Below are 24,027 nucleotides of genomic sequence, written 5' to 3'. Positions count from 1 at the left end.
ATCGGCCGGGCTTTTTCTTTGCTCAAACGTTATCGCGCCGCCTGGATCGAACGCAGCACCTCTTCACTCGGCCAGCAATCGACCTTGAGTCCCGCCGATTTCTGATAGGCGCCGAGCGCGGCGCGCGTCTGCATGCCGGCCTTGCCGTCGATCTTGTCCTTGTAGAGTCCGATGCGCGTCAGCCCGCGCTGCATGGTCTCGACGTCCTTGGTGCGCAACTGCTTCGAAGCCGACCAGGGCGTTGCGAAGGGCAGCGGGCTCATCATGCGGTCGCTGAGATGGCCGACGAACAGCACGTAGAGATCGGAGAAATTGTATTCCTTGATGACGAAGTAGTTCTTCGTGGTCAGGAACGACGGCCCGTAGATGCCCTCGGGCTGGAGCAGCGAGGCCGGCTGCGCCTGCTCGGCCGCGCTGAGCTTTTGGCCGCGCACCGGGACAAAACCCTCGCGCAGCCATTGGCCGATCGGCTTGGTCACCTCCGGCACGCCCGTCGAGCAATCGACCTTGGCCGGGGCCTGCACCTCGTAGGCCCAACGCAGGCCGCTCTGCCAGCCCTTGTTGACGAGCTGCTGCGCGGCCGAGGCCAGCGCATCCGGCACGGAGTGCCAGATGTCGATGCGGCCATCGCCGTCGAAATCGACGCCATGCTTGTAATATTCGGACGGCAGGAATTGCGTGAGCCCGGTGGCACCCGCCCAGGACGAGCGCATGTCCTTGCGCGTCACCACGCCTTCGCCGAGGATCTTCAACGCGAGGATGAACTCGTTGCGATACTGATCCTTGCGCCGGCCGACATAGGCCTGCGTCGCCAGCACGCGAACCAGATCATAGGGCAGCGTGTAGCGGCCGTAATCGGTCTCGCGGCCCCAGATCGCAAGCATCATTGTTGCCGGCACGCCGGAGCTCTTCTCGATCTCGGTCAGCGCCGCGCGATATTTCTGCAGCAGCCGTTGGCCCTCGCCGGCCAGCCGCGCAATCGAAGCTTCCTTGACGTAGTCCGCCGGCACCTGCACGAACTCGGCCTGCGACGGCGCGCCGGTCGCCGGCCGTCCCGGCAAGAGCAGATCGGGCAGCTTGTAATCGGGCTCCAGCCCGCGCGTCTGCGCGTCGAACGTTGCGCGCGAGACGCCGGCCTGTTGGGCTTCCGGCCACAGCGAGGCGATGAACTGCGTGAAGGCGGCGTCAGCGGCGCGGGCGGGCGACCAAGCGCAGGTGATGACGATCACCGCAGCGATGAGCGCCCGCCGCATCATGCCGCCATCACCGCGTCAGCTTCTTGTACTTCACGCGGTGCGGGATGATGCTGTCCTGGCCGAGCCGGCGCATCTTGTCCTTCTCGTAATCCTGGAAATTACCTTCGAACCATTCGACATGGCTCTCGCCCTCGAAGGCGAGGATGTGCGTCGCGATGCGGTCGAGGAACCAGCGATCGTGGCTGATGATGACGGCGCAACCGGCAAAGTCCTCCAGCGCCTCTTCGAGCGCGCGTAGCGTGTCGACGTCGAGGTCGTTGGTCGGCTCGTCGAGCAGCAGGACGTTGGCGCCGGACTTCAGCATTTTTGCCAGATGCACGCGGTTGCGTTCACCGCCCGAGAGCGCGCCGACCTTCTTCTGCTGGTCCGCGCCCTTGAAGTTGAACGACGAGCAATAGCCGCGCGAATTGACTTCCTTTTTGCCGAGCAGGATCAATTCGTTGCCGCCGGAGATCTCCTCCCACACGGTCTTCTTGCCGTCGAGCGCGTCGCGCGACTGGTCGACGTAACCGAGATGCACGGTCTCGCCGACCGTGATCGAGCCCTTGTCCGGCTGTTCCTGCTTGGTGATCATCTTGAACAGCGTGGTCTTGCCGGCGCCGTTGGCACCGATCACGCCGACGATGCCGCCGGGCGGCAGCTTGAAGGTGAGATCGTCGATCAACAGGCGATCGCCATAGCCTTTGCTGAGACCTTCGAAGTCGACCACGTTGGCGCCGAGCCGCTCAGCGACAGGGATGATGATCTGCGCGGTCTGAGTCTGTTTCTCGCTGGCCTGCTTGAGCAGTTCCTCATAACGCTGGTAGCGCGCCTTGGATTTGGCCTGGCGTGCCTTGGGCGAAGATGCCACCCATTCCTGCTCGCGCGCGAGCGTCTTCTGGTGCGCGGCGTCCTCGCGTCCCTCCTGCTCCAGACGCTTCTGCTTCTGCACCAGCCAGGACGAGTAATTGCCTTCGTACGGGATGCCGCGGCCGCGATCGAGCTCGAGGATCCAGCCGGTGACGTTGTCGAGGAAGTAGCGGTCGTGGGTGACGATCAGGATCGCGCCGGGATAGTTGCGCAGGTGCCCTTCCAGCCACGACACGGATTCCGCGTCGAGATGGTTGGTCGGCTCGTCCAGCAGCAAGAGCTCGGGCTGGTCGAGCAGCAGGCGGCACAGCGCGACGCGGCGACGCTCACCGCCTGAGAGCTTGGTCACGTCGGCGTCGTCGGGCGGACAGCGCAGCGCGTCCATGGCCTGGTCGACCTTGCTGTCGAGATCCCACAGGCCCTGAGCCTCGATCTCGTCCTGCAGCTTGGTCATCTCATCGGCGGTCTCGTCCGAATAGTTGACCGCGAGCTCGTTGTAGCGGTCGAGGATCGCCTTCTGCTTGGCGACGCCTTGCATCACGTTCTCGCGCACGGTCAGCTTGGGATCGAGCTGCGGCTCCTGCTCCAGATAGCCGACGCGGGCACCCTCGGCGACCCAGGCCTCGCCGGTGTATTCCTTGTCGAGACCGGCCATGATCTTGAGCAGCGTCGACTTACCCGAGCCGTTGACGCCGAGCACGCCGATCTTGGCATCCGGGTAGAAGCTCAGATGGATGTTATCGAGCACCTTCCGGGTCGGGTAGCTCTTGGTCAGGCCCTGCATGAAATAGATGAACTGGCGCGCCATCGGTCCCGTGAAACCTTCGATTTGAGGAAATTTGCTTCGCCAGCGATGTAACGATCCCGCCCTCAAAGGGCAACGTTTTCCCTCCGTTCACCACGGATGAATACGGGACGGACACCATCCGGCCACCGATCCGGACAATTGAAACCATTTTTTAATAAAGCAGGCCAAAGCTCGGTTTCGCGCGGAAACAGCGCCACCCGCTCAGAACGAACGGGGAGCACAGCGAGGCCGCATCATGGCTCTGATCGAGACCAATTCTCTTCCCGTTCCGGCAGGAGCCGGGCGCACTTTCGGGTTCGCCTCGGAGATCAAGGCCTTCTGGAAGCGCTTCTTCGCCACCGCCTTCAATCCCTACCGGCCCGAACTGCATTACATGCGCGGCCCCGGCCCCGCCTGGCGCGCCAAGCACGGCATGGATGCGCCGTTCCGCTTGAAGCCCCGCGACGTCTGAGAGACGACCTCCTATCGGACTTTTGAAGCCGCTGGCTGCTTGCGCGCTGGCGCGATTGCGCGCAACCATGGCCAGGTTCCGACGACGGCGCCCGCCCGGCGCCATCACCTCTCGCCATGGATGATCGCTGATGAGCCGGCTGCGCTGCGCAATCCTCGACGACTATTTCAACCTTTCCCTCGACGTCGCCGACTGGCAGAAATTGTCGGACCGCCTCGACCTCACCGTGTTCAGCCATCCCTTCGCCTCCGAGCAGGCCGCGGCCAGCGCGCTCGCCGACTTCGAGATCATCTGCGCGATGCGCGAGCGCACGGCGTTTCCCAAGAGCTTGTTCGATCGCTTGCCGAAGCTGAAGCTGCTGCTGACGTCGGGCATGCGCAACGCCGCCATCGACATCGAGGCCGCGAAAGCGCGCGGCATCGCCATCGGGGGCACGCAATATTCCCGTGATCCGACCGCGCCGCTCGCCATGGGCCTGATCCTGGAATTGACCCGCGGCATCGGCCGTGAGAACGCGCGGATGCATGCGGGCGAATCCTGGCAGAGCTTTGCCGGCGTCGAGATCGAGGGCCTGACGCTCGGCATCGTCGGGCTCGGCAAGCTCGGCAGCAAGATGGCAGGCATTGCGAAAGCGTTCGGCATGAACGTGATCGCCTGGAGCCCGAACCTCACGCCGGAGAAGTGCGCGGCTGTTGGTGTCGGCTACGCCACCAAGGAGGAGCTGTTCGCCAAGGCCGACATCGTCACCATCCACGTGGTGCTGAGCGAGCGCTCGCGCGGGCTTGTGAGCCGCGCGGATCTTGCGCGGATGAAGCCGACGGCCTTCCTGGTCAACACCGCGCGCGGGCCGATCGTGGATGAGCAGGCGCTGCTGGAAGCCTTGCAGGAGCGCAAGATCGCGGGTGCAGGCCTGGACGTGTTCTCGGTCGAGCCGCTGCCGGTCGACCATCCCTTCCGCAAGCTCGACAATGTCGTGCTGACGCCGCATCTGGGCTACGCCACCACGGATGGTCTGCGCATTCATTATGGCCAGATGGTCGAGGCGATCGACGCCTTCACCAAGGGCGGCGAGCTGCCGCGCAGGCTGGCCTGAAATCAAAAGGGCGTGCCGACGGCACGCCCTTCGCAAACATTGATGTTGAGGCGCTCAGCGCACGGTGACCGGCGCGGGCAGCGGCGGCACGACGGTGGGCTGCGTCCCCGGGACCGGGCCCGCCTGGGCGGACATCGGAGCCGGCCCGGCCGCGCTCGGCGTCGGCGCGGCGGAGGCCGTCGCCGTTCCCGGCGGCGGGCCGCCCGGCATCACGACAACGCGGGTGCCGACCTTGACGCGATCGAACAGGTCGGAGACGTCCTCGTTCAACATGCCGATGCAGCCCGACGAGACGAACTTGCCGATGGTCGAGGGCTGGTTGGTGCCGTGGATGCGGTACACGGTCGAGCCGAGATACATCGCGCGGGCGCCGAGCGGATTGCCCGGGCCGCCGGCCATGAAGCGCGGCAGATAGGGCTGACGCTCGATCATCTCGGTCGGCGGATGCCAATCCGGCCACTCGGCCTTGCGGGTGATCTTCTGCACGCCGGTCCAGGTGAAGCCGTCGCGGCCGACACGGACGCCGTAGCGGATCGCGCGGCCGCCTCCGAGCACGTAATAGAGGTAGGTGTTGGGCGTATCGACCACGAGCGTGCCGGCCGGCTCCTTGGTCTGGAACGCGACCTCCTGACGGCGCAGGTTCGGCGGCAGCTGCACCGGCGCGGCATCGGGCTGCTCCTCGGGCGGCAGCGCGGCCAAGGTCACCGGGCGGCCATCCGTGCCCACGGGCGGCTGCCCGGCCTGGACCGTGCCGGTCGCGGCGGGACCGCCGACAGCCTCGGGCGGACGCAGACCATCATTGGCGGGCGCCTGCTGAGGCGGACGGTCGGCGTAGATCACCGCCGGCGGACCGGCGGGCCGGCCGTAGCGGGGATCGTCGGGCGACATCACGGGGCCCTGCGGCGCTGCCGAATAGACCGGCGGGGCGCCAGCCGGGCGACCGTAACGCGGATCATCAGGCGACATCACCGGGCCTTGCGGCGGGGCGGCCGAATAGACCGGAGGCGCGCCCATCGGACGGCCGTAGCGCGGATCGTCGGCCGGACCGGGCGGCGGCAGCGAGGCATGCGGCATCGCGTCGTCGTCTTCATCGAGCGCGTCGAAATTCGGTACGCGGTCACCGGGCCGATATTCGGCCGGGGCGCCATAGCTCGGGACCTGCTGGACCGGATAGCTCTGAGCCTGAGCGAGCGAGGTTCCCGCCGCAGCGACTGTTGCGGCAGCGCATATCGTCAGAAAATGTTTGATCATCATCGCTCTTGTATAGTCCCCAAGCCCGATCGGACCGTTAACGGCCAGATGACGGAAGATAGCGGCACATTCAAGACATATCAGGCTTATTTGCGCCGGACTTGCCGTTTTGTGATCCGCAAGACTACCGTTGCCCCGTTGCATCACGGGGCTGAAATCGTATCGCGCCATCATTTGCCGCGATGTTGGGCCGCGATTTTAACGGAACGATCCGGAAGCGTTGCGATATGGTCGAATCAGCCTGATTCGCCACTTTTTTGAGCTTCGATCCCGCGTGGCGAACGCGGCAAGCAGTACCGTCACCGCGTTCAGATGGCTCTTGGGCCCCGGCCACTCCGCCGCCGGGGCGGAAATTCGCAACCGCTCGATGCTTCCCGGCTTTCGCTTCCTGTTTGCCGCGATCCTGCTGTCAACCTCCATCCTGGTGTTCGGCCTAGGGGCCGCCGCGCTTCTGCGGGCGACCCATCAGCAATATGCCAGCAACCCCGGGTGGCGGAACGGCCCGCAGGAGCAGGTGTTTGCGCAAGCGCCCGAGCCGGCCCAGCCGGTGCTCGCGGTGCTGCGGGCCGAGCCGGAGTTACCCGCCGAGACCACGCCATCGCTCCGCGACCAGGTGCCGACCATCGCTCTGCCCCTGAGCGAGCCCGACCAGGTTGCGGTACTCACGACCGAGACCGACGTTCAGCCTGAGGGCGCCACGCCCCAGGCCGAAGCGCCGGCCATCGAGCCAGCCAGGCCCGAGCCGACCGTGGCGGCCGCGCCGGCTTCCACGGATACGCTGACCCCCGCCGACACCACGGCCGCGATCCCCGAGGCCCAGCCTGCCGCAACCGCCAGCGAGCCGGCGCCGGCTGACCCTGCCCTCGCAGCCGCGGCGATCGATGTCGCCTCGGCAAGGCTCGCTGCGCTGAACGCTGCCCCGGCCGCCAGCGATGCGCCGACGAAGGCCAAGGCCGAGAGCAGCAAGCCGGACAGCAAGGCCACAAAGCGCAAGGCCAAGGTCAAGAAGCGCCAACGCGTGGTGCGGCGCCCGCCACCTCAGCAGCTGCAGCAGCAGCTCGATCCGTTCGGTCAGCAGCAGCCGGCTTTCGCGACAACAACGACCGCACGTACGCGCTGACTCGTCACTCCGACAACCTCACGCCGGACCGGTCGCGATAGCCGGGCCGCCGGCCTGGCCCCATTCCGACCACGAGCCGTCATAGAGCGCGGTGTCGGTGATGCCGAGGCGGTAGAGCGCGAGGGTCAGCACGCCGGCGGAGACGCCGGAGCCGCAGCTCGTCACGATCGGCGCATCCAGCTTGACGCCGGCATTGGTGAAGGCGGCGCGCAGATCCTCGAGCGGCTTCATCTCGCCGGTCGCGGCATCGAATAACAGGTTGTAGGGCACGTTGCGGGCGCCGGGGATGTGGCCGGAGCGGATGCCCGGCCGCGGCTCGGGCGCGCGGCCTTCGAACCGATCGGCAGCGCGCGCGTCGATCACCTGCTCCTTGCGGCTTTCGACGTTGGCGATCAGCTGCTGCATGCTGCGCACGCGGTTTGCATCATAGCGCGCCTTGAAGGTCGCCGGCTTCGGCTCGACCTCGCCGCTCTCGGTCGCGCGTCCCTCGGTGCGCCACTTCTTCAAACCGCCATTGAGGATGCGCACGTTGCCGTGGCCGTAGGACAGGAACATCCACCAGGCACGCGGCGCTGCGACCCAGCCGCCGGCATCGTAGAGCACGACGGTGTCGCTGTTTCCGATGCCGAGATTGCCGACGTCGCGGCCGAACTGCTCGGCGCTCGGAAACATGTGCGGCAACGGGTTGGAATGATCCGACACGGCATCGACATCGAAGAACACGGCGCCCGGCAGATGCGCGGCGAGATAATCGTCCTTCGGCAGCGGCAGCACGCCCGGCAGCTTGAAGCTGGCGTCGAGGATCTTGACGTTGGCATCGCCGATATGGGTGGCGAGCCATTCGGTGGAGACGAGGGGGTCGGTGGCGGTCATTGGCTTTTCCTTGCTGTCATTCCGGGGCACGCGTAGCGCGAGCCCGGAATCCATCGCGCGGCAGAGTCGGTGGATGAATGGATTCCGGGCTCGCGCTTCGCGCGCCCCGGAATGACGTCACCCCTTCTTCTTCGGCTCCCACTGCTCCGTCGGCCCGCCGGCATCGCGCCAGGCGGCGTAGCCGCCGGCGATGTGGGCGACGGGCTTCAAGCCCATGTCCTGCGCGGTCTTGGCCGCGAGCGCGGAGCGCAGGCCCCCGGCGCAGTGGAAGACGAACTTCTTGTCCTCCTGGAAGATCGGCTTGGCGTAAGGGCTCTGCGGGTCGATCCAGAATTCCAGCATGCCGCGGGTGCAGGCGAACGCGCCCGGGATGCGGCCGTCGCGCTCGATCTCGCGGGGATCGCGGATGTCGACGATGACGACGTCGCCGTTCTTGGAGATCTCGATCGCGTCCTTGGCGGTGAGCGTCTCGATCTCGGCATTGGCCTCGTCGATCAGCGCCTTGATGCCGCGGGTGATGGTCTGGGGCATATGGTTCTCCCTCTTGTTGTCATTCCGGGGCGCGCGTAGCGCGAGCCCGGAATCCATTGATCTACGCGTGCTGCGGCCCGATGGATTCCGGGCTCGCGACTTCGTCGCGCCCCGGAATGACAACAGCTAGTGCGTCAATTCCTTCATCGCACTCTCCAGCCCCTCGATCGTGATCGGATACATCCGATTGGCGAAGATGCGTTTGATGATGGTGGTGGATTCCGAATAGTCCCAGTGCTTCTGCTGCACCGGGTTCAGCCACACCGTGTGCGGATAGGTGCGGATGATGCGGTCGAGCCAGACTGAGCCGGGCTCCTCGTTGACGTGCTCGACCGAGCCGCCGGGCACCATGATCTCGTAAGGCGACATCGAGGCGTCGCCGACGAACACGACCTTGTAGTCGTGCGGGTATTTGTGCAGCACGTCCCAGGTCGGCGTGCGATCGGTGAAGCGGCGCTTGTTCTGCTTCCACACGCCCTCATAGAGGCAGTTGTGGAAGTAGAAATACTCCATGTGCTTGAACTCGCTCTTCGCCGCCGAGAACAGCTCCTCGACCTGCTCGATATGCGCGTCCATGGAGCCGCCGATGTCGAAGAACACCAGCAGCTTCACCGCGTTGCGCCGCTCGGGCCGCATGTGCACGTCGAGATAGCCGTGATTGGCGGTCTCGCGGATGGTGGTGTCGAGATCGAGCTCGTCGGGCGCGCCGGTGCGGGCGAACTTGCGCAGGCGGCGTAGCGCCACCTTGATGTTGCGGATGCCAAGCTCGACGTTGCCATCGAGATCCTTGAACTCGCGCTTGTCCCACACCTTCACGGCGCGGTTGTTGCGGTTCTTCTCCTGGCCGATACGCACGCCTTCGGGATTGTAGCCGTGGGCGCCGAACGGCGAGGTACCGGCGGTGCCGATCCACTTCGAGCCGCCCTGGTGGCGGCCCTTCTGCTCCTCGAGGCGCTTCTTCAGGGTCTCCATGAGCTTGTCCCAGCCCATGGCCTCGATCTGCTTCTTCTCTTCCTCTGTGAGGTATTTCTCGGCGAGCTTCTTCAGCCACTCCTCGGGAATCTCCGCCTTGTCCATGGCCTCGAGCAGGCTTTCCAGCCCCTTGAACACAGTGCCGAAGACGCGGTCGAACTTGTCGAGGTTGCGCTCGTCCTTCACCAGCGAGGCGCGCGACAGGTAATAGAAGTTCTCGACCGTGTAGTCGGCAAGGTCGGCGTCGAGCGCCTCCATCAGCGTGAGGTATTCGCGCAGCGTCACGGGGACCTGCGCATCGCGCAGAGAGGTGAAGAATTGCAGGAACATGGGTGACAGATTGCCCGTCGGGTGGCTGACGTCAAGGGGCGGCACTTCACCTCTCCCATCGGGAGAGGTCGGCACGCAGTGCCGGGTGAGGGGTTTCGCTTCCTCGTGGGACCGGCGCCCCCTCACCCGATTTGCACCGGACGATGCTCCGCATCGCCGGGAGCAAATCGACCTCTCCCCGCTGGGGAGAGGTGAAGCAAGATCACGACCGCGGTGATTCAACGTGGACCGGCAGGCTTTTTGCTCTAGAATTGCCGGCCTCAAGGGGTTGTTTGGGGGACGTTTGCAATGGGAATTGTCGCGGCGCTCATCATCGGCGCCATCGCCGGCTGGCTGGCCGGCAAGATTGTCCACGGGGCGGGATTTGGGCTGGTCGGCAACATCGTCGTCGGCATCATCGGCGCGCTGGTGGCGAGCTGGGTGCTGCCACAGCTGCACATCCAGCTGGCAACGGGCACGATCGGCGCCATCGTCGACGCCACGATCGGCGCAGTGATTGTGCTCGTCATCCTTTCGCTGATAAGACGGGTCTGAAAGCCTGACCGAACCAGGAACGGCCGCCCTGCGCGGCCGTTCCCATGTCGCGACCGGGGCGATGCAATTGGCAATTCCCGGGACGACGACCAACAAGGACGCGCGATGAAATTTACCGGCACCAAGGACTATGTTGCGACCGATGACCTCAAGGTCGCCGTCAACGCTTCGATCGTGCTGGAGCGCCCGCTCCTGGTGAAGGGCGAGCCCGGCACCGGCAAGACCGTGCTGGCGGAGGAAGTGGCGAAGGCGCTGAACGCGCCGCTTCTCACCTGGCACATCAAGTCCACCACCAAGGCGCAGCAGGGACTCTACGAATACGACGCGGTGTCGCGCCTGCGCGACAGCCAGCTCGGCGATGAGCGCGTGTCCGACATCCGCAACTACATCAAGCGCGGCAAGCTGTGGGACGCCTTCACCAGCGAGCAGCGCCCGGTGCTCCTGATCGACGAGATCGACAAGGCCGACATCGAATTTCCCAACGATCTGCTGCTCGAGCTCGACCGCATGGAATTCCATGTCTACGAGACCGGCGAGACGATCAAGGCCAAGCAGCGCCCGATCATGATGATCACGTCCAACAACGAGAAGGAGCTGCCGGATGCGTTCCTGCGCCGCTGCTTCTTCCACTACATCAAGTTCCCCGACGCCGACACGATGGGCCGCATCGTCGACGTCCACTTCCCCGGCATCAAGAAGCGCCTGGTCGAGGAAGCGTTGCGCATCTTCTTCGAGGTACGCGAGGTGCCTGGCCTGAAGAAGAAGCCGTCGACCTCGGAGCTGCTCGACTGGCTCAAGCTGCTGCTCAACGAGGACATGAGCGCCGAGCAACTGCGCGAGCGCGACCCGCGCAAACTGATCCCGCCGCTGCACGGCGCGCTGCTGAAGAACGAGCAGGACGTGCATCTGTTTGAGCGGCTGGCGTTCTTGAGCCGACGGGAAGTGTAGGCCTCGTGTCCCCGACGCGCTGCAGCGCGTCGCACGATGCCGTAGGGTGGGCAAAGGCGCAAAGCGCCGTGCCCACCAGTCCTCCGCGATGGACGAAGATCGTGGGCACGCTTCGCTTTGCCCACCCTACGATATCTGCGCTGCGTCCGGGGCACGAGTGCGGGCAAGGGGCAACGGCGTCATTCTCCAAATGCCACTGTCATTCCCCGCGAAGGCGGGGAATCCAGTACGCCGCGGCTTCTCGGTTCTAGCGCACCTTCTCGGAGTACTGGATCGCCCGCCTTCGCGGGCGATGACAGCGCGTGCGTAGCTGCAGACACACCTTCGCAGCCTCGCGGCTCATCTCGCCCGAGCTTTGCTTCATTCCATCGCCCCGAAAGAAAGAGGGCGCAGGGAAGACCGGGTGCCGACGGGCACCCGCGGTCCGCTGCGCGAAAGGCACACGCAGAGAAACCGCACAGCAGCATACAGGTGTCGCCGATCACTCGGCCTTCCCTGCGCGATGGTCGGACGGCTTATGCCGCGCTCTCCCGGGAGCCGAATTCCTTCTGGCCTCCCTCGCCCCGCGAATTGACGATGCCGTCTGCCCGGTTGGGCTCGCGCACATCTCCGCGACAGGCTTGACCGTAGCAACGACGGCCAGGACCACACGTCTATATTTTGGCACTTGGTGAAACACGCCGAAACTAAGAAAACCCTTTAAAACAAGCGGCTTTTGATTAGCCTGATGCGGGCTGTTTCAGCGGGCTTCACCAAAATAAGGGCCCGGCCCTAAGCCTTTCAGCGTCCGCACGACAAACTGAAAGCCTTAAGAGCCGAGCCCTTTGGTCCCAAGCCTTAGGAGCCGAAACCACATGGATACTACCATTGTCCCCTCCCCCGCCGGCAAGCGGGGCCGCAACAGCAGCGTCATTCTGACCGACCGGCTGTGTGAGAAGCGGGTCGCCAAGCGGACCAAATTCTATGACCGCAAATGCCCTGGCCTCTACGTCAGCATCACCACGGCCGGCGTCGCGACCTTCTCCTTCAAGTTCACCGACCGGCGGACCGGCAAGCAGCGCACCGGCTGGCTCGGCGTCTACAATCCCGAGAGCTTCACGGTCGAGGACGCCCGCAGCAAGGTCTACGGCCTGAAGGCCATGGGGGGCGACGCCCTCGCCGAGACCTTCCGCGACCAGAAAGCCGCGAAGGCCAAGCGCGGCAAGACCGTCGCCGAGATCATCGACGAGCGCATCGCGTGGATGAAGACGCCCGTCAAAAAGCCGGATGGCGAGATGCGGCCCCGGCTGGAAAGCTGGGAGAACACGGCCAGCCACCTCAACCGCTTTATTCGTCCCCGCCTCGGCAAGAAGCTGGCCATGGAGGTCACCAAGCACGACATCGCGACGCTCTCGAACGATATCGTCGCGGGCAAGTTCGGCAAGCCCTCGGTCAGCAACGCGCGCCATATGCGCAAGGCGGGCTCCGGCCTGTTCAACTGGGCATCGGAGGCCGGCCGCGACTATGTGACGGCCAGCCCCTGCGTCAACCTACCGAAACTCGACCCTGAGCATCCCCGCACCCGCGTCCTCTCCGAGGACGAGATCCGAATCTTCTGGCATGGGCTGGACCGTGATGACCTCCCTTATGACCGCCGAACCCGGCTCGCGCTCAAATTCGAGCTGGTCACCATGCTGCGGTCTCGTGAACTGCTCGGCGCGCATCGGGATGAGCTGTTCGACCTCGACGGCGAGCATCCGCGCTTCGACGTGCCCCTCAAGCGGGTCAAGAAGAGGCGGGTGATCCAGCAGCCGCTATCTGATCTGGCCGTTGAGATCATCAAGGAGGCGCTCACCTCGGATGATCAGCAGTTCGTGTTCGAGAGCCCGATGTACAAGGACCAGCCGATCCACCGCAAGGCGATGGCGGACGCGCTGCGCGGCACCCTAAACGAAAAGAACAAAGACAAGACCAAAACCGCCGGGCTGTGCGAGCTGCTCGGCCTCAAGCCGTTCACGCCCCACGACCTGCGCCGGACGGCAGCGACGCTGGCCGGTGACCTCGGGTTCGATGACGCGTGGATCGCGAAGTGCCTCGACCACGCCGCAGGTAAGAAGTCCGAGCAGATTGTGCCGACGGTCACGGGCAGGGTCTACAATCACTCCAAGCGGATGAAGGAAAAGCGCGCGGTGCTGAATGGCTTGGCAGCCGAGTTGCGACGCATCGTCGCCGCGCCTGCACCTGCCGGCATAGATCCAGAAAAGCACCAGCCGAGGCTGGCGGCCTGAGGCGTCGTCTTTTGGGATCTCAATCAGATCCCTTCCGGTCTTTGCTTGCATTCTCTGCGCGGGAGAGTAGCTGAAAAGAAGTCTTAATAATTTCAATGTATTAGGTGACTTGTGTACCTATTTGCGTCGCGATTCGCGGTCGAAAAAGAAGCCCACAGGCTTGATCGTACAGGAGGGATAGGTAGCCAGCTTCCTTACAGCCAATGGTTGCGCTACAAGCAATTATTTGAAGCGCATTGGGGGGAATCGTTTGAGCGCAAAGTTCAATTCCAACGGTTATCTCGACGCCGGAATTCATACTCTCGCTAACGACGAACTGGAGGGGCATTTCGTAGCCAGCTTCCCTCATTCGACGACCCGAAAGCCGATCTTCGCGGGATACAATCAACATGCGCAGGAGATCACTGACCTGGTCGGCGGATGCGAGCAGCTGCTGGATGGCAGCTTTGTCACCAGCAAAAACGATCCGGGTGACGTAGATTTGGTGATGCTTATCGACGCCACGATAATTGACGCCTTGCCCGACGCGAAGAAGGCAGCATTGAAGGCGCTGGTCTCTGGTCCGACGACTAAAGCCAAGTATCTATGCGATGCTTACTTTTGCCCGGTGTACCCACCGGGACATCCCATGAGCGATGCCGCACGGGCCCAACGCAAGTACTGGATCGGCGAATTCGGGTATGACAGGAATGATATTCCGAAAGGCATCGTTCACGTAAAGCTCACGCGTCCCAGTCCTCCATCGAATGCCGCGCCATGATCCTCTGGGAGGGCATCGACCCCCGTGAAGCCGAGTCACGCATGCGTGGCTTGTTGAGGCGTCTGTCTGAACTCGACGAAGCCTTGAAAGCTGCGCAGCACATTCGCGCGTTCGATCCCGATAGTTTCTCGGCAGAACTAAGCCTTGCGAGCTTGTCGCATCTCCAAGAGCGCTTAGAACAGGAGCGGCTGGAGTTGGTGAAATACCGCACCCGCGAGGCGTTGACAGTCTCCCTGTCCGGTCACTCGTATGCGGATCATACCGCCGGCGTCGGAGAACTCGGCGTTTTTCTGATCCGGTTGCAAAAGCTCTATTCGAGCATCGCCCAAGCAATAACCACCGGACCGCGACGTCGAGGTCCTCTGTCAAACGAAATCGTGAACGCAACGGCGATGCGGTTTGCGGACGTCTTCCCATCGTCTTTTGGGATGGAAATCTTTATCCGGCCGCGCTTCGATGTGTTCGGCGAAAGCACTGCCGTATCGACACTGGAGACGCTTTTTGCGCTACTGAATGCCACGAAGCAGGAAAAAGAAATATCCCGCTTATCCGGTGAACTAGGTCAGCGAGCTGTCGCGCACTTGCGCCACGTGCTCGATGACCTCTCCCGGTCGCACGCTGGCTTTTCTTTGCAATGGGTTGATATGACGGGGACCAAATTCACGTGGGCCGCTGACACAGACCAGATACCAGCACTGCAAAGCAATGTCTCGAAATACCGGACGAAACGTAGCGTCGAAATTTCTTTACGAGCGGTCTTGTTAGGAGCGAGTTTGTTACGCGACCGCTTTGAACTGATTGACGAACGGCGCGAGATTATCGAGGGCAAGCTTGCCCGAGAGGTGAAAGCGAGACTTCGGGACTATTTCGGACGTCAATGCGTTGCTACGCTGGAGAAGGTCGAGATCGACGAAGCTGTCACTGGCGAGGTGCGCACGTTTTATACACTCGTAGGAATAGACCCCCTTCCGAGCAAACCCGAATAGCCGTCCGTCTTAACCTACCTTGGAAACGGCGAAACAATCGTAGCTTCACAAGTACGGAGGGAGGATGCTCCTCACATTAAAGGCCTCATCCGTCTCGATGCATTCTTACGCTGATCTTCCCGACGAAAAAGGCATCGGGCGCGGCAGGCAAGTCGTCTCCTTTCAAGTCCAACTCGACGGTCACGATCACGTCAATCTCGAAACGGGCGAGGTTTTTCAAAAACCAAGTCGCTGGAATAAGGAGAAGCTAATTTCAGCAGTGCTCACGGTGGAGATTGCGAAGACCGACGAATATTACGCATACAACAGGATGAGCTACTCCGAGGAACTCGTTTCAGATGACCCCATCGCGTGTCATCCTTCGGAGATCTACATCAGTGTGTTCGTACCGTCGGCTGACCTGCAAGAACTCGTGGCGAACATCCGAAGCGGCTTTTTACCCTCCACTATCACGGTGGAATTGCCTTTTGACCTAAGCAAGTCATCGCCGATCCAGTACGGCTGGGAGCCGGATGGAAGTGGAAAGAAGTGGCTCAACCGCGATGAAAATAATAGACATGTCAAGATTCAAGGCGTTTCATTTCACTATGATCTTCTCCAACCGGTGGAGGATTCCTCCGCGGACGATCTCCCGGCGGAGCCGAAGGGATCATTCGATGTAGAGCGCGCCAACGCTGCGGCGATGCACCAGATGGGCGCAGCAATCACCTCGTTGCGCACGGAAATCAAAACAATGGGTTGGGCCGCGCTGATCTTCGCGTTCGCCATTGCCTACTATATCAAACACTAGCGCCTCGCCGCAGAGCTGACGACCGCTGGGGTGCCTCATCCCCGCCATCACGTCACGCCACGATAGGTGCCCCAGCTCGCCAGCCGCTCGGCCGCTTCAGCGGCTCCCTTGCGCCGAGCTTGTTGAGCAGCCGGGCTCGCTGTTCGGCGACGCGCTTAACGCCACCGCCAAACCGCTCAGCGATTTGAGCGTCTGTCTTTCCGGCGGCTATTCGGCGGAGTAATTGCTTCTCGCGTGGACTTAGCGGGGCGCCTTGCAGATGACAGTCATACACCCATCCTGTCTATAACGATGAGGGCCAGCGCTTGTGTATATTTTTGGACAGAGTGCGCTCGCGAAAGCACGGCAAAGGCTCGCGAGCTATTGATTTAAATCAAACGCCGACTGGAAGGGAAGCAAAGGCTCGTGCCGGGTATCGACTATTTTGAGCGGGCACCACGTCGCTCCTGCACGGCACCCTACCTTGGAGGACAGCCATGCTTCGATGCCTTCTTGCTGCTTTGGCGGCTCTTGTCCTAATCACTGTCAGTCTCATTCCTGATGATGCATTTGCCCGCCGAGGTGGAGGTGGTGGGTTCCGCGGCGGCGGTGGGTTTCATGGAGGTGGCATGCGCGCTGGAGGATTTCACGGCGGCGGCGCACGCGTCGCTCATGTTCGAGGCGGCCGATATGGCGTCGCTGGTCGCGGCTATGGCTCCCCATACCCGGCCGCCCCGTTGCGCGCACGGCAGTTCGCCGCGGAGTCTACCGCAATGCAGCTTATCGCGGCGCTTACAGGGGTGCGGCGTACGGGCTAGGTGCAGCAGCAGTGGGAGCAGCTGCGGCCGGCGCCTATGGCTATTACGGCAATTACAATAATTGCTTCTATGACACCTACGGGAACTGGGTCTGCCCGGGTCAATACCCCTACGGTTACCGTTACTGATCCGTAAGCCGCGCTTTGAGGCAGAGCATGTGCGCGCTGCCGCAACGCTCATTCACTGCAATCACAGGACAGATCTCGATGAACCATCGGGCTGGGTTACTTGCGGTTTTGCTGCTGTTCACGTGCGCGAGAAGCAGTGAGGCTTCTGTTCGCATTACGCATGATCAAGGCGGCTCAATTGGCTATTACATTGACCGATACGAAAAGTTGCGGGCCTCGGATCAGTCGGTGATGATCGACGGCCTTTGCGCCTCAGCCTGCACGATAGTGCTCGCAACAATTGCGCCGGGAAAAATCTGCGTTACTCCGAGAGCAAAACTCGGCTTCCATGCGGCGTGGGATTTCGACCGAACAGGGCGTACATTCACTCACCGAAGTGCGACCCGCATGCTGTATTCAATGTATCCTTCTACGATTCAGCGCTGGCTCGATAAGCAAGGCGGTTTAAGGCCTCGTGCGGTTTTCCTCGAAGGTAGACCGCTTATGGACATGTACCAGGCGTGCGAGCGATCTGCATCGAGTCCCGCTCCAAACCAGATGCCTAAGAGCTGTCGGCGCAGTGCCGCTAAAGCCCGCCGTCAATCAGCGGGGCGGCCCGCGTTTAGCCGCCGCATCAGGGACGGCTAAAACGAAAAGATGGCCATCGCTGCGAGCGCCGCATTTAAGATCGCGAGCGCGATGTAGGCAGCGGTGAAAATATGCTGATGGTCAGCCATCATACTCTCCCCCACAAAGATCCGCGGTATCTAAGCACAGCTACCTAAGCGGGAAAAGTCGGGAAGACTGACGTTTCAAAGCCCTCTGACGCGAGTTCATCCGAGGAGCGCGATCTTGGCCTCAACCTACCGCGATCGACAGTGCGGAAAATTGACGTCCGTTGTGTGTTCAGCAGCGGACACAACAGCGAGAATCGCCGAATGGCCATTTGAGCCAATTTACGACCTGACGAACCGAAGGGTCGGCCGGCCCAAATTTGGACTTCAATGCAGCTTGCGGCGCAGTTGCTTGGCGCTCTCCCGCAGGCTTTCGGCATACTCCTCAATAACGCGGCGCGTTTCCTCCTCCAGCGGAGAGAGCTGGGGCTTCTTCACCTCGCTCTGTTTCTCGGGCTCGGCCGTGATGGCCGCGTCGCCGGGGAAGCAGGCACGCCGTTGAGCCAGATTCCTCGATGGGAATGCGGCCCGACTCACTTCCGTCGGGAAGGACTCTTGCGTCTTGCGGCCTAGGAAGGTGTCCGGCATCGGGCACTCCAGCAGCTTGAGCGAGCGGTCGACCAGCTGGCGCGTCCTCAGGATGATCTCTGCGTCCGAAGTCGATATGAGACGAAAAACGGCGCGCTTGTCGGCCATGGCCGCGCTCCCCTAGCTATGCAGGCGGGAGCGCTATCGGTCTCTCAGTCACCGACGCCTACGGGCAGAGCCTGGCCGATGATGGTTAGACGATACATCCGTAAACGAGTGAATGCTAGGGAGTTCGGGCTAGTATCTTCTGCTCAATGACCGCGGAATGTTCCAAGATAGCGCCGTGCTCGTCGCGCACCACGACCGCCAGCCTCCCGCTTTTGCCTCGGCTCAAAAACGTCCGTGCCTCTTCGCCAAGTGAAAGGCGCGCTTCCATGCTCGCTTCGGCAATGCCGGGAAATTCAGAGCCATCTTGGTCGGTGAGTACGTTGCCGTTCTCGATGTGATCGAAATAGAACTTCTGCATTGGGCGGCAACAGTATCTGCTGATTGGCGTTCCAATTTGCTCTAATCGACAGCGCCGTTCCTTAACATAGGTTGCCGATATTCGCTCCCTTTGGGGGCATGCACCGACAGCAACGAATGTCTGCAACGGGTCTTGGCTGTGTGAAAACACCAGGACGCTACGCGGCGATAGAACAAGTTATTCGCTCACGACGGTCTTCGCGGTCAAACGCCACAAGACCGCGTCTCGCTTCTTCCAGTCAGGCCTTGCCAAAGCGCTGCGCGGCTGCATCGACCTCTAGATTGTGGGCTGGCTACGGCCAGAAACGCCTATAGTCCGAGAGAATACGGCGGTCGAACCGACCGATGCCTCGCGCGATGCGCTTGCGCTCAGCAGCAGAAACAGCGCGCGCTCCGCCTTGTACCTTGCGGCCGTACGACTGCACTCCGAGCCGGACATCACGGCTTGACCAGCAGCGTTGCTGACTGCCCACTTCCAACGGCCGCGTCCTCGCGGCTTCAGCAAGATGTCGTACTCGGCGTAGCAATCCTTATCGGTCTCGAAGCTCATGCTGCGATCCCCCCTGGCCGAAAGGTAAGGTGAGAGCAATCGGAAAGGTCTCGGATGTCAACGCTTCTAAAGCTGATCGCTCCTCCGATATGCGCCGCTCGATGAATTGCCGCTCCAGTTCTGACAGATGGGTCTCCAGCAGACTGCGGTAACGGCGTATATTGTTACGATGTACACGGATGCGGGCGAGGTTCTCATCGAGCATCTTCGTTACCGTACCGCGATGCATGAGGGCGTTTAGGTCGACAGCATTGTCGTGAAGAGCGGTCGTCAGCCGCATGGCTTCCTCCGTTTCCAAGACGAGTTGAGGGAATAGCCGCGCGGGAGGACCCGCGCGGTTCAACCATTCTGCGGGATGGCCTTAAGCGGCTCTAGATTCGATCTGCGTCACGTTGTTCGGCCCGGAGCCGTTGATTGCAATCTGACGCGGCTTCATCGCTTCAGGGATCTCACGCTGTAGGCTGATGACAAGCATGCCGTTCTCGAAGTTGGCGCCTTTGACCTCGACGTGGTCGGCAAGCGTGAACTGGCGCTTGAAATTGCGGGTCGAGATGCCGCGATGCAAGAAAGTCTTCCCCTCTTTCTCGCTCTTGTGCCCTTCCAGCGTCAGTACGTTTTGCTCGACCGTCAGAGCGAGCTCCTGGGGGCTAAAACCGGCGAGAGCGACCGAGATTTGGAAGCGGTGTTCGTCGAGGCGCTCGATGTTGTAGGGGGGATAGGTCTCCTCGCCGGCACGCTGGGCTGCTTCGGCGAGATCGAAGACACGGTCAAAGCCGATGGCCGACCGGAAGAGGGGCGAAAAATCAACAGTGCGCATAGCCAGATCCTCCTGGGAGCAAAATGGTTACGAGCGGCACCGGACACGACCGGTGCCCGTCTCAGTCGCGGGACCCAAACGGCATCCCGATCGTCTTGCGACGACGCCGGAAAAAATTGGAAGCTAGGGAGCAGTTTCAAGACGTGTGGACAGAATTTTTTTCGCGAGAAGCGCAACGGTTAATCGGCTCCTCCAGCCTGCCGGGAAATTTTCAACGGACTCCTTTGGTCCGACTCGACATTTGTTCTCTTTATGTTCTAATTACCGCCATGACCGATCGACCTGCGAGTTGGCGCATGCCCACCCCGAAACAGATGGAAAAGTTAGCAGCATCAATGGGTAGAGCGCCCGCGAGGGAGCGTCCGCTTGGGCCCGGCGATGACATCCCGGAAGAATATTGGCGCGCCCTCCTCGACGATGCCCATGTCCACACTACTGATGCCGGACGTTCAAGCCCGAGCCTCCGCCTCAGCGAGATCCCGCAGCACGTTCTGCGAGTTTCTTGCCGCAGGTGCGAGCGCATTGTTGAAATCCAGAAGGTCGACGCGATCCGCCTGTACGGCCAGCAGGCCGGATGGAAGGAGGTTGCGAAGCGATTGCTGGACAACACCTGTCAGAACCGAACTGGCCGACACGAGGAGGACGGCTGCTGGCCGGCCTTCGAGCCTGTCTGATTGATGGCTTGCGCCCCGGATGGCTCCGAAGCATCACCCGACACCGCTCTCCGGTGGCGACCGAAAGGCGTTGGGCAAGGAGCTCGGAAAAGCACGCGCGATGACCACCATACTAGCAGCGCAGTCCGCAGCGGCTCGCGCCGAAGGCGAGGCGCTAATCAAGCAGGCCGATCGTCTCCTGTGCGAGAGCTGGAACGAACGCATGTGGGCGAACGGTGAGCCCATTGATCCCTCCCCTGCGGTCGATCAGGCAATCAACGGCGGCTACCCATGGCTCGAGATCCAGTGCTCCCGCTGCAAGACCAAACGTGATGTTGATCTGGCGGCATTGCCGCACGTCGCGACAACGTTTGTGCACGATCTGGCCGGCAGGCTTCGCTGTAACAAATGTGCTAAGGCGGGTCGTCGACCTTCTGCAACGCTGCTGCAGCTCTCGCACCACCCCCGGACCTCTCCCTCAGAGACCTGACGATGTGCAATCTCTACTCGATCACCACGAACCAGGCCGCCATTAGCGCACTGTTCCGCGTGGTCAACCAATACGTCGGCAACCTCGCGCCGATGCCGGGCGTGTTTCCAGACTACAAGGCGCCGATCATCCGCACCGGTGCCAGCGGACGCGAACTCGCGATCGCCCGCTGGGGCATGCCGTCGTCTTCCAGAGCACTCATGGACGCGACCAAGAAGCGAGCCGAGAAGCTACAGGCGAAGGGCAAGAGCGTCGATTTCAAGGAGTTGCTCCGAATGGAGCCCGACAGCGGCACGACGAACATCCGCAACGTGAAGAGCAAGCACTGGACGCGCTGGCTGGGCGTGGAGAACCGCTGCGTCGTGCCATTCAACTCATTCAGCGAGTTCAACAAGGCCGAGGGCGGCGACATCTGGTTTGCGCTTGACGAGAGCCGTCCCCTCGCCTGCTTCGCGGGCATCTGGGCCAACTGGACCTCGGTCAGGAAGGTCAAGGAAGGCGAGACCACCAACGATCTCTATGCGTTCCTGACGACGGAGGCGAATGCCGAAGTCTTCGCCATCCATCCGAAGGCCATGCCAGCGATCCTGACCACGCCCGAAGAGGTCGAGATTTGGATGACGGCTCCGGCGGATGAAGCCTTGAAACTGCAGCGGCCACTTCCTGACGGCACACTGCAGATCGTCGCGCGCGGCGTGAAAGAAGACGCTGTGCCAGCGACAGCAGATCTCGCCGGCTCTGGTCAGTAGCCAGTCGAGGCACTTGACTCCGAGGACGACGTTAGAACAGAAATAGAACAAACGATTCTGCCGCGAAGGTCCGCTTGGCCAAACTGCCCCAACTGCCCGTCTATTATTATCTCGACCACTTCGCCGAAATGCTGGGGTTCGTGCAGCGGACGTACGCGCCCGTGCTTGGTCCGGAGCATCACGCCTTCATCGCGCGGTTCGAGGGCCTTTCGAGAGATGCACGATGCCTGCTGGTCCGCATGATCAACAGGCGTGGTGCCATATTCAACAGATCCCTGTTCAACTACCCCGAGATCGGTGACGTCGAGCGGGCGGCATCCGACCTGACTGCGGCCGGCCACGCACGCGAGCTCGGCGAGGCCGACTATACAGCCTTTGTCTCATGCCTGCCAAAGGACATCCTTGTGACTGGCGCGCAGGCGGCCGGGCGAGGAGATGTCCGCAAATCATGGTCGAAGCCGAAGTTCATCGATTACTATCTACAGAGCATCCGTTTCTCGGTCGCCGCGCAGCACTGCGGCGCCCGCAACTTCATCGCGCTCGACGGGACGCGGCCGATCGAGTTCTTGCTCTACCTTTATTTCGGCAAGACCGAGGTGGATCTGAAGAATTTCGCGCTGCGCGATTTAGGAATCCTTCGTACCAACCGCGAAACCTCGTTCAGCGCGCGCTTCACCGATGCCGAGGAGGCGCTGGCCTCGTTCCATTACAGCCAGGTGCTGGCCAGCCTGGAGGATGGATCGGAGGTTGCCCACAGACGGGCCGCCATCGACGTGCTCGGCGGTCCTGCTTGCACGACAGAGTTCGCGGCCGATCTCCGCAGCCGAGCTGCGCATCAGACCGGGCTTTTCTTCGAGAAGGCGGGCGAGAACGATCTCGCCCGGCAGCTCTACCGTGCCGGGCCTTCTCCCGACTGCAGCGAGCGCTTGGTTCGCCTGCTCTACAACACCGGCGACAAGGCCGAGGCCGAAGCGCTGTTGCAGCGGATGATCGATGATCCTGCCAGCGATGGCGAACATCTCTTCGCCACCGACTTCTACGCCCGTAAGTTCGGCGGCAGGCGTACAGGACTCTACACCGAACTTTTGCGGTCTGGCCGCACGATCACCGTCGACGATACCCATCGCGGCAATCCCGAAGCGGGCGTCGCCGGCGTGCTGCGGCGCGAGGGCACGAAGGTTTTCTTCGCCGAGAATGTGTTGTGGCACACCCTGTTCGGCCTGCTCTTCTGGGACGAGTTGTTCGAGAGTACCCGCATGCCCAGCGGGTTTGATTGGCTACCGCACTGCCTGAAGGACCGCAGCTTCAGTCGGCTTTTCGGCGCGACAATCGACGAGAAATTAGCAGCCATAGCCTCCGGATCAGCCCTCCCGTTGATCCTCCGCACCGTCGCAGCGAGATGGGGCCGCCCGAACGGGATCTTCAACTGGGATCACGTGCAAGTGGAGGCGCTGCGCGCGCTGCTCGAAGGGTCCGATCCTACCGGCATCGCCAGCATCGTCCGTAGCATGTGCGACGATTTCCGTGGCATGCGCGACGGCTTTCCCGACCTGATGTTGGTCCAGGACGGCAAGGCCTCCTTTATGGAGGTCAAGGCGGAAGGGGATGTGATCCGCCGCAACCAACTGACCCGCCTTGGTCAACTCGGCGCCGCCGGCATCATGGCTGAGATCGGCCGGGTCGATTATCGTTTTGACCCCGAGCAGGATTACGTGGTGGTCGACATCGAGACTACCGGCTCATGGTCGAACGGCGACCGCATCACCGAGATCGGCGCTGTGAAGATCCGCAACCACCGTGTCGTGGACGAGTGGCACTCACTCCTAAACCCGCAACGTTCCATCCCGGCAAAGATCGTTCAACTGACCGGCATCACGAACGAAATGGTTCGGGACGCACCTCTGTTCGCCGAGGTCGCGGACCGCTTCATGGAGTTCATGGGGGACGGCATCTTCGTCGCCCACAACGTCAGCTTCGATTACGGTTTCATCTCCTACGAATTCGAGCGGATCGGGCAACGCTTTCGGTTTCCGAAGCTCTGCACGTGCGCCGGAATGAGGCGCCGCTATCCGGGGCATAAATCTTACGGGCTGGGCAAGCTCTGCGAAATCTACGGAATCGAGCTCGAGAATCATCATCGAGCCCTCTGCGACGCGCGAGCCTCGGCGCATCTGTTGAATCTGATCAATCAAAAGCGTAGCCAAGAGAGGCTTGAGGCTGAAGCGGCTTAGTTGCGCTCTGGTCGGAGGGTTCACTCCTCTCCGGGTGCCTTCTCGGCTCGTTCACGCACATCCTCCGCAATCTGTGCCAGTCTGCTT

The 24,027-nt window shown here is 62.2% G+C and carries 25 protein-coding genes; 14 read left to right on the top strand and 11 right to left on the bottom strand.

The window, feature by feature from the left end; genetic code table 11:
• Positions 1 to 29: 29 nt before the first annotated feature.
• Together DCG74_RS13935 and ettA are read right to left on the bottom strand one after the other, a co-directional pair.
• Positions 30 to 1,256 carry a lytic murein transglycosylase gene (locus DCG74_RS13935; RefSeq protein ID WP_172786781.1) on the bottom strand — a complete coding sequence of 409 codons (1,227 nt, stop codon included), beginning with the start codon at positions 1,254 to 1,256 and terminating at the stop codon, positions 30 to 32.
• A gap of 7 nt (positions 1,257 to 1,263) precedes the next feature.
• Positions 1,264 to 2,913, bottom strand: a complete 1,650-nt coding sequence (ettA, locus tag DCG74_RS13930; protein WP_172786782.1) for an energy-dependent translational throttle protein EttA — start codon at positions 2,911 to 2,913, stop codon at positions 1,264 to 1,266.
• Positions 2,914 to 3,148: 235 nt separating this feature from the next.
• On the opposite strand from ettA, the gene DCG74_RS13925 reads away from it, so the two are divergent.
• Positions 3,149 to 3,364 carry a hypothetical protein gene (locus DCG74_RS13925; protein WP_172786783.1) on the top strand — a complete coding sequence of 72 codons (216 nt, stop codon included), beginning with the start codon at positions 3,149 to 3,151 and terminating at the stop codon, positions 3,362 to 3,364.
• Positions 3,365 to 3,494: 130 nt separating this feature from the next.
• Positions 3,495 to 4,457, top strand: a complete 963-nt coding sequence (locus DCG74_RS13920) for a D-2-hydroxyacid dehydrogenase family protein (RefSeq protein WP_172786784.1) — start codon at positions 3,495 to 3,497, stop codon at positions 4,455 to 4,457.
• 54 nt (positions 4,458 to 4,511) lie between these two features.
• On the opposite strand, the gene DCG74_RS13915 is transcribed toward DCG74_RS13920, so the two are convergent.
• Positions 4,512 to 5,708 (bottom strand): L,D-transpeptidase, encoded by a 1,197-nt coding sequence (locus DCG74_RS13915; protein WP_172786785.1) that lies wholly within the window; start codon positions 5,706 to 5,708, stop codon positions 4,512 to 4,514.
• Between the two features lie 367 nt (positions 5,709 to 6,075).
• On the opposite strand from DCG74_RS13915, the gene DCG74_RS13910 reads away from it, so the two are divergent.
• Positions 6,076 to 6,828: a hypothetical protein gene (locus tag DCG74_RS13910; RefSeq protein WP_172786786.1), complete on the top strand. Its 753-nt coding sequence runs from the start codon at positions 6,076 to 6,078 to the stop codon at positions 6,826 to 6,828.
• A gap of 18 nt (positions 6,829 to 6,846) precedes the next feature.
• Here DCG74_RS13910 and sseA read toward each other — a convergent pair whose 3' ends face one another.
• The 3 genes from sseA to DCG74_RS13895 all read right to left on the bottom strand — a co-directional run bounded on the left by sseA (position 6,847) and on the right by DCG74_RS13895 (position 9,534).
• Entirely contained in the window at positions 6,847 to 7,701 is an 855-nt protein-coding gene (gene sseA / locus DCG74_RS13905) for a 3-mercaptopyruvate sulfurtransferase (RefSeq protein ID WP_172786787.1), read from the bottom strand.
• A gap of 117 nt (positions 7,702 to 7,818) precedes the next feature.
• Entirely contained in the window at positions 7,819 to 8,232 is a 414-nt protein-coding gene (locus DCG74_RS13900; RefSeq protein WP_018641027.1) for a rhodanese-like domain-containing protein, read from the bottom strand.
• A gap of 126 nt (positions 8,233 to 8,358) precedes the next feature.
• On the bottom strand, positions 8,359 to 9,534 hold the full coding sequence (locus DCG74_RS13895) for a VWA domain-containing protein (RefSeq protein WP_172786985.1): 1,176 nt from the start codon (positions 9,532 to 9,534) through the stop codon (positions 8,359 to 8,361).
• Positions 9,535 to 9,822: 288 nt separating this feature from the next.
• On the opposite strand from DCG74_RS13895, the gene DCG74_RS13890 reads away from it, so the two are divergent.
• From DCG74_RS13890 to DCG74_RS13865, 6 genes are all read left to right on the top strand, one after another.
• Positions 9,823 to 10,068: a GlsB/YeaQ/YmgE family stress response membrane protein gene (locus DCG74_RS13890; RefSeq protein WP_172786788.1), complete on the top strand. Its 246-nt coding sequence runs from the start codon at positions 9,823 to 9,825 to the stop codon at positions 10,066 to 10,068.
• Positions 10,069 to 10,173: 105 nt separating this feature from the next.
• Positions 10,174 to 11,016, top strand: coding sequence for a MoxR family ATPase (locus DCG74_RS13885; RefSeq protein ID WP_172786789.1), 843 nt, complete (start codon positions 10,174 to 10,176; stop codon positions 11,014 to 11,016).
• An 854-nt stretch (positions 11,017 to 11,870) separates the two neighbouring features.
• The gene (locus DCG74_RS13880) at positions 11,871 to 13,283 is read left to right on the top strand and encodes a site-specific integrase (RefSeq protein ID WP_172786790.1); all 1,413 of its coding nucleotides are present in this window, start codon (positions 11,871 to 11,873) and stop codon (positions 13,281 to 13,283) included.
• Between the two features lie 250 nt (positions 13,284 to 13,533).
• Complete coding sequence (locus DCG74_RS13875) at positions 13,534 to 14,043, top strand: hypothetical protein (protein WP_172786791.1); 510 nt, start codon at positions 13,534 to 13,536, stop codon at positions 14,041 to 14,043.
• Positions 14,040 to 15,029: a hypothetical protein gene (locus DCG74_RS13870; protein WP_172786792.1), complete on the top strand. Its 990-nt coding sequence runs from the start codon at positions 14,040 to 14,042 to the stop codon at positions 15,027 to 15,029. The genes DCG74_RS13875 and DCG74_RS13870 overlap by 4 nt, the downstream gene beginning before the upstream one ends.
• A gap of 64 nt (positions 15,030 to 15,093) precedes the next feature.
• Positions 15,094 to 15,819 (top strand): hypothetical protein, encoded by a 726-nt coding sequence (locus DCG74_RS13865; RefSeq protein ID WP_172786793.1) that lies wholly within the window; start codon positions 15,094 to 15,096, stop codon positions 15,817 to 15,819.
• A 52-nt stretch (positions 15,820 to 15,871) separates the two neighbouring features.
• On the opposite strand, the gene DCG74_RS39000 is transcribed toward DCG74_RS13865, so the two are convergent.
• Positions 15,872 to 16,093 carry a helix-turn-helix transcriptional regulator gene (locus DCG74_RS39000; RefSeq protein ID WP_172786794.1) on the bottom strand — a complete coding sequence of 74 codons (222 nt, stop codon included), beginning with the start codon at positions 16,091 to 16,093 and terminating at the stop codon, positions 15,872 to 15,874.
• 729 nt (positions 16,094 to 16,822) lie between these two features.
• On the opposite strand from DCG74_RS39000, the gene DCG74_RS13860 reads away from it, so the two are divergent.
• A complete protein-coding gene (locus DCG74_RS13860; RefSeq protein WP_246708887.1) occupies positions 16,823 to 17,371 on the top strand; it encodes a hypothetical protein in 549 nt (182 codons plus the stop codon).
• A gap of 353 nt (positions 17,372 to 17,724) precedes the next feature.
• Here DCG74_RS13860 and DCG74_RS13855 read toward each other — a convergent pair whose 3' ends face one another.
• The 4 genes from DCG74_RS13855 to DCG74_RS13840 form a co-directional block, all read right to left on the bottom strand.
• Positions 17,725 to 18,093, bottom strand: a complete 369-nt coding sequence (locus tag DCG74_RS13855) for a hypothetical protein (protein WP_172786758.1) — start codon at positions 18,091 to 18,093, stop codon at positions 17,725 to 17,727.
• Between the two features lie 115 nt (positions 18,094 to 18,208).
• Positions 18,209 to 18,451, bottom strand: a complete 243-nt coding sequence (locus DCG74_RS13850; RefSeq protein ID WP_172786795.1) for a hypothetical protein — start codon at positions 18,449 to 18,451, stop codon at positions 18,209 to 18,211.
• Between the two features lie 529 nt (positions 18,452 to 18,980).
• Positions 18,981 to 19,280, bottom strand: coding sequence for a hypothetical protein (locus DCG74_RS13845; RefSeq protein ID WP_373569520.1), 300 nt, complete (start codon positions 19,278 to 19,280; stop codon positions 18,981 to 18,983).
• Between the two features lie 81 nt (positions 19,281 to 19,361).
• Entirely contained in the window at positions 19,362 to 19,817 is a 456-nt protein-coding gene (locus DCG74_RS13840) for an Hsp20 family protein (RefSeq protein ID WP_172786797.1), read from the bottom strand.
• A 269-nt stretch (positions 19,818 to 20,086) separates the two neighbouring features.
• On the opposite strand from DCG74_RS13840, the gene DCG74_RS13835 reads away from it, so the two are divergent.
• The 4 genes from DCG74_RS13835 (at position 20,087) to DCG74_RS13820 (ending at position 23,940) form a co-directional block, all read left to right on the top strand.
• Positions 20,087 to 20,491, top strand: coding sequence for a hypothetical protein (locus DCG74_RS13835; protein WP_172786987.1), 405 nt, complete (start codon positions 20,087 to 20,089; stop codon positions 20,489 to 20,491).
• A gap of 19 nt (positions 20,492 to 20,510) precedes the next feature.
• Positions 20,511 to 20,960 (top strand): hypothetical protein, encoded by a 450-nt coding sequence (locus DCG74_RS13830; protein ID WP_172786798.1) that lies wholly within the window; start codon positions 20,511 to 20,513, stop codon positions 20,958 to 20,960.
• A gap of 2 nt (positions 20,961 to 20,962) precedes the next feature.
• Positions 20,963 to 21,709 (top strand): SOS response-associated peptidase, encoded by a 747-nt coding sequence (locus DCG74_RS13825; protein ID WP_172786799.1) that lies wholly within the window; start codon positions 20,963 to 20,965, stop codon positions 21,707 to 21,709.
• Positions 21,710 to 21,783: 74 nt separating this feature from the next.
• A complete protein-coding gene (locus DCG74_RS13820; RefSeq protein WP_172786800.1) occupies positions 21,784 to 23,940 on the top strand; it encodes an exonuclease domain-containing protein in 2,157 nt (718 codons plus the stop codon).
• Positions 23,941 to 24,027: the final 87 nt, after the last annotated feature.

It is taken from the genome of Bradyrhizobium sp. WBAH42 (genome assembly GCF_024585265.1).
GTDB lineage: Bacteria > Pseudomonadota > Alphaproteobacteria > Rhizobiales > Xanthobacteraceae > Bradyrhizobium.
This window is presented reverse-complemented; position numbering and strand designations above follow the sequence as displayed.

Excerpts from the sequence above, each read along its gene's own strand:
- DCG74_RS13915 (WP_172786785.1), bottom strand. The coding sequence starts at position 5,708 with ATGATCAAACATTTTCTGACGATATGCGCTGCCGCAACAGTCGCTGCG.
- sseA (WP_172786787.1), bottom strand. The coding sequence starts at position 7,701 with ATGACCGCCACCGACCCCCTCGTCTCCACCGAATGGCTCGCCACCCAT.
- DCG74_RS13845 (WP_373569520.1), bottom strand. The coding sequence starts at position 19,280 with ATGCGGCTGACGACCGCTCTTCACGACAATGCTGTCGACCTAAACGCC.
- DCG74_RS13850 (WP_172786795.1), bottom strand. The coding sequence starts at position 18,451 with ATGCAGAAGTTCTATTTCGATCACATCGAGAACGGCAACGTACTCACC.
- DCG74_RS13840 (WP_172786797.1), bottom strand. The coding sequence starts at position 19,817 with ATGCGCACTGTTGATTTTTCGCCCCTCTTCCGGTCGGCCATCGGCTTT.
- DCG74_RS13890 (WP_172786788.1), top strand. The coding sequence starts at position 9,823 with ATGGGAATTGTCGCGGCGCTCATCATCGGCGCCATCGCCGGCTGGCTG.
- DCG74_RS13825 (WP_172786799.1), top strand. The coding sequence starts at position 20,963 with ATGTGCAATCTCTACTCGATCACCACGAACCAGGCCGCCATTAGCGCA.
- DCG74_RS13935 (WP_172786781.1), bottom strand. The coding sequence starts at position 1,256 with ATGATGCGGCGGGCGCTCATCGCTGCGGTGATCGTCATCACCTGCGCT.
- DCG74_RS13835 (WP_172786987.1), top strand. The coding sequence starts at position 20,087 with ATGACCGATCGACCTGCGAGTTGGCGCATGCCCACCCCGAAACAGATG.
- ettA (WP_172786782.1), bottom strand. The coding sequence starts at position 2,913 with ATGGCGCGCCAGTTCATCTATTTCATGCAGGGCCTGACCAAGAGCTAC.
- DCG74_RS13920 (WP_172786784.1), top strand. The coding sequence starts at position 3,495 with ATGAGCCGGCTGCGCTGCGCAATCCTCGACGACTATTTCAACCTTTCC.
- DCG74_RS13870 (WP_172786792.1), top strand. The coding sequence starts at position 14,040 with ATGATCCTCTGGGAGGGCATCGACCCCCGTGAAGCCGAGTCACGCATG.
- DCG74_RS13855 (WP_172786758.1), bottom strand. The coding sequence starts at position 18,093 with ATGGCCGACAAGCGCGCCGTTTTTCGTCTCATATCGACTTCGGACGCA.
- DCG74_RS13880 (WP_172786790.1), top strand. The coding sequence starts at position 11,871 with ATGGATACTACCATTGTCCCCTCCCCCGCCGGCAAGCGGGGCCGCAAC.
- DCG74_RS13925 (WP_172786783.1), top strand. The coding sequence starts at position 3,149 with ATGGCTCTGATCGAGACCAATTCTCTTCCCGTTCCGGCAGGAGCCGGG.
- DCG74_RS13910 (WP_172786786.1), top strand. The coding sequence starts at position 6,076 with ATGCTTCCCGGCTTTCGCTTCCTGTTTGCCGCGATCCTGCTGTCAACC.
- DCG74_RS13895 (WP_172786985.1), bottom strand. The coding sequence starts at position 9,534 with ATGTTCCTGCAATTCTTCACCTCTCTGCGCGATGCGCAGGTCCCCGTG.
- DCG74_RS13860 (WP_246708887.1), top strand. The coding sequence starts at position 16,823 with ATGAACCATCGGGCTGGGTTACTTGCGGTTTTGCTGCTGTTCACGTGC.
- DCG74_RS13900 (WP_018641027.1), bottom strand. The coding sequence starts at position 8,232 with ATGCCCCAGACCATCACCCGCGGCATCAAGGCGCTGATCGACGAGGCC.
- DCG74_RS13885 (WP_172786789.1), top strand. The coding sequence starts at position 10,174 with ATGAAATTTACCGGCACCAAGGACTATGTTGCGACCGATGACCTCAAG.
- DCG74_RS13830 (WP_172786798.1), top strand. The coding sequence starts at position 20,511 with ATGGCTCCGAAGCATCACCCGACACCGCTCTCCGGTGGCGACCGAAAG.
- DCG74_RS13865 (WP_172786793.1), top strand. The coding sequence starts at position 15,094 with ATGCTCCTCACATTAAAGGCCTCATCCGTCTCGATGCATTCTTACGCT.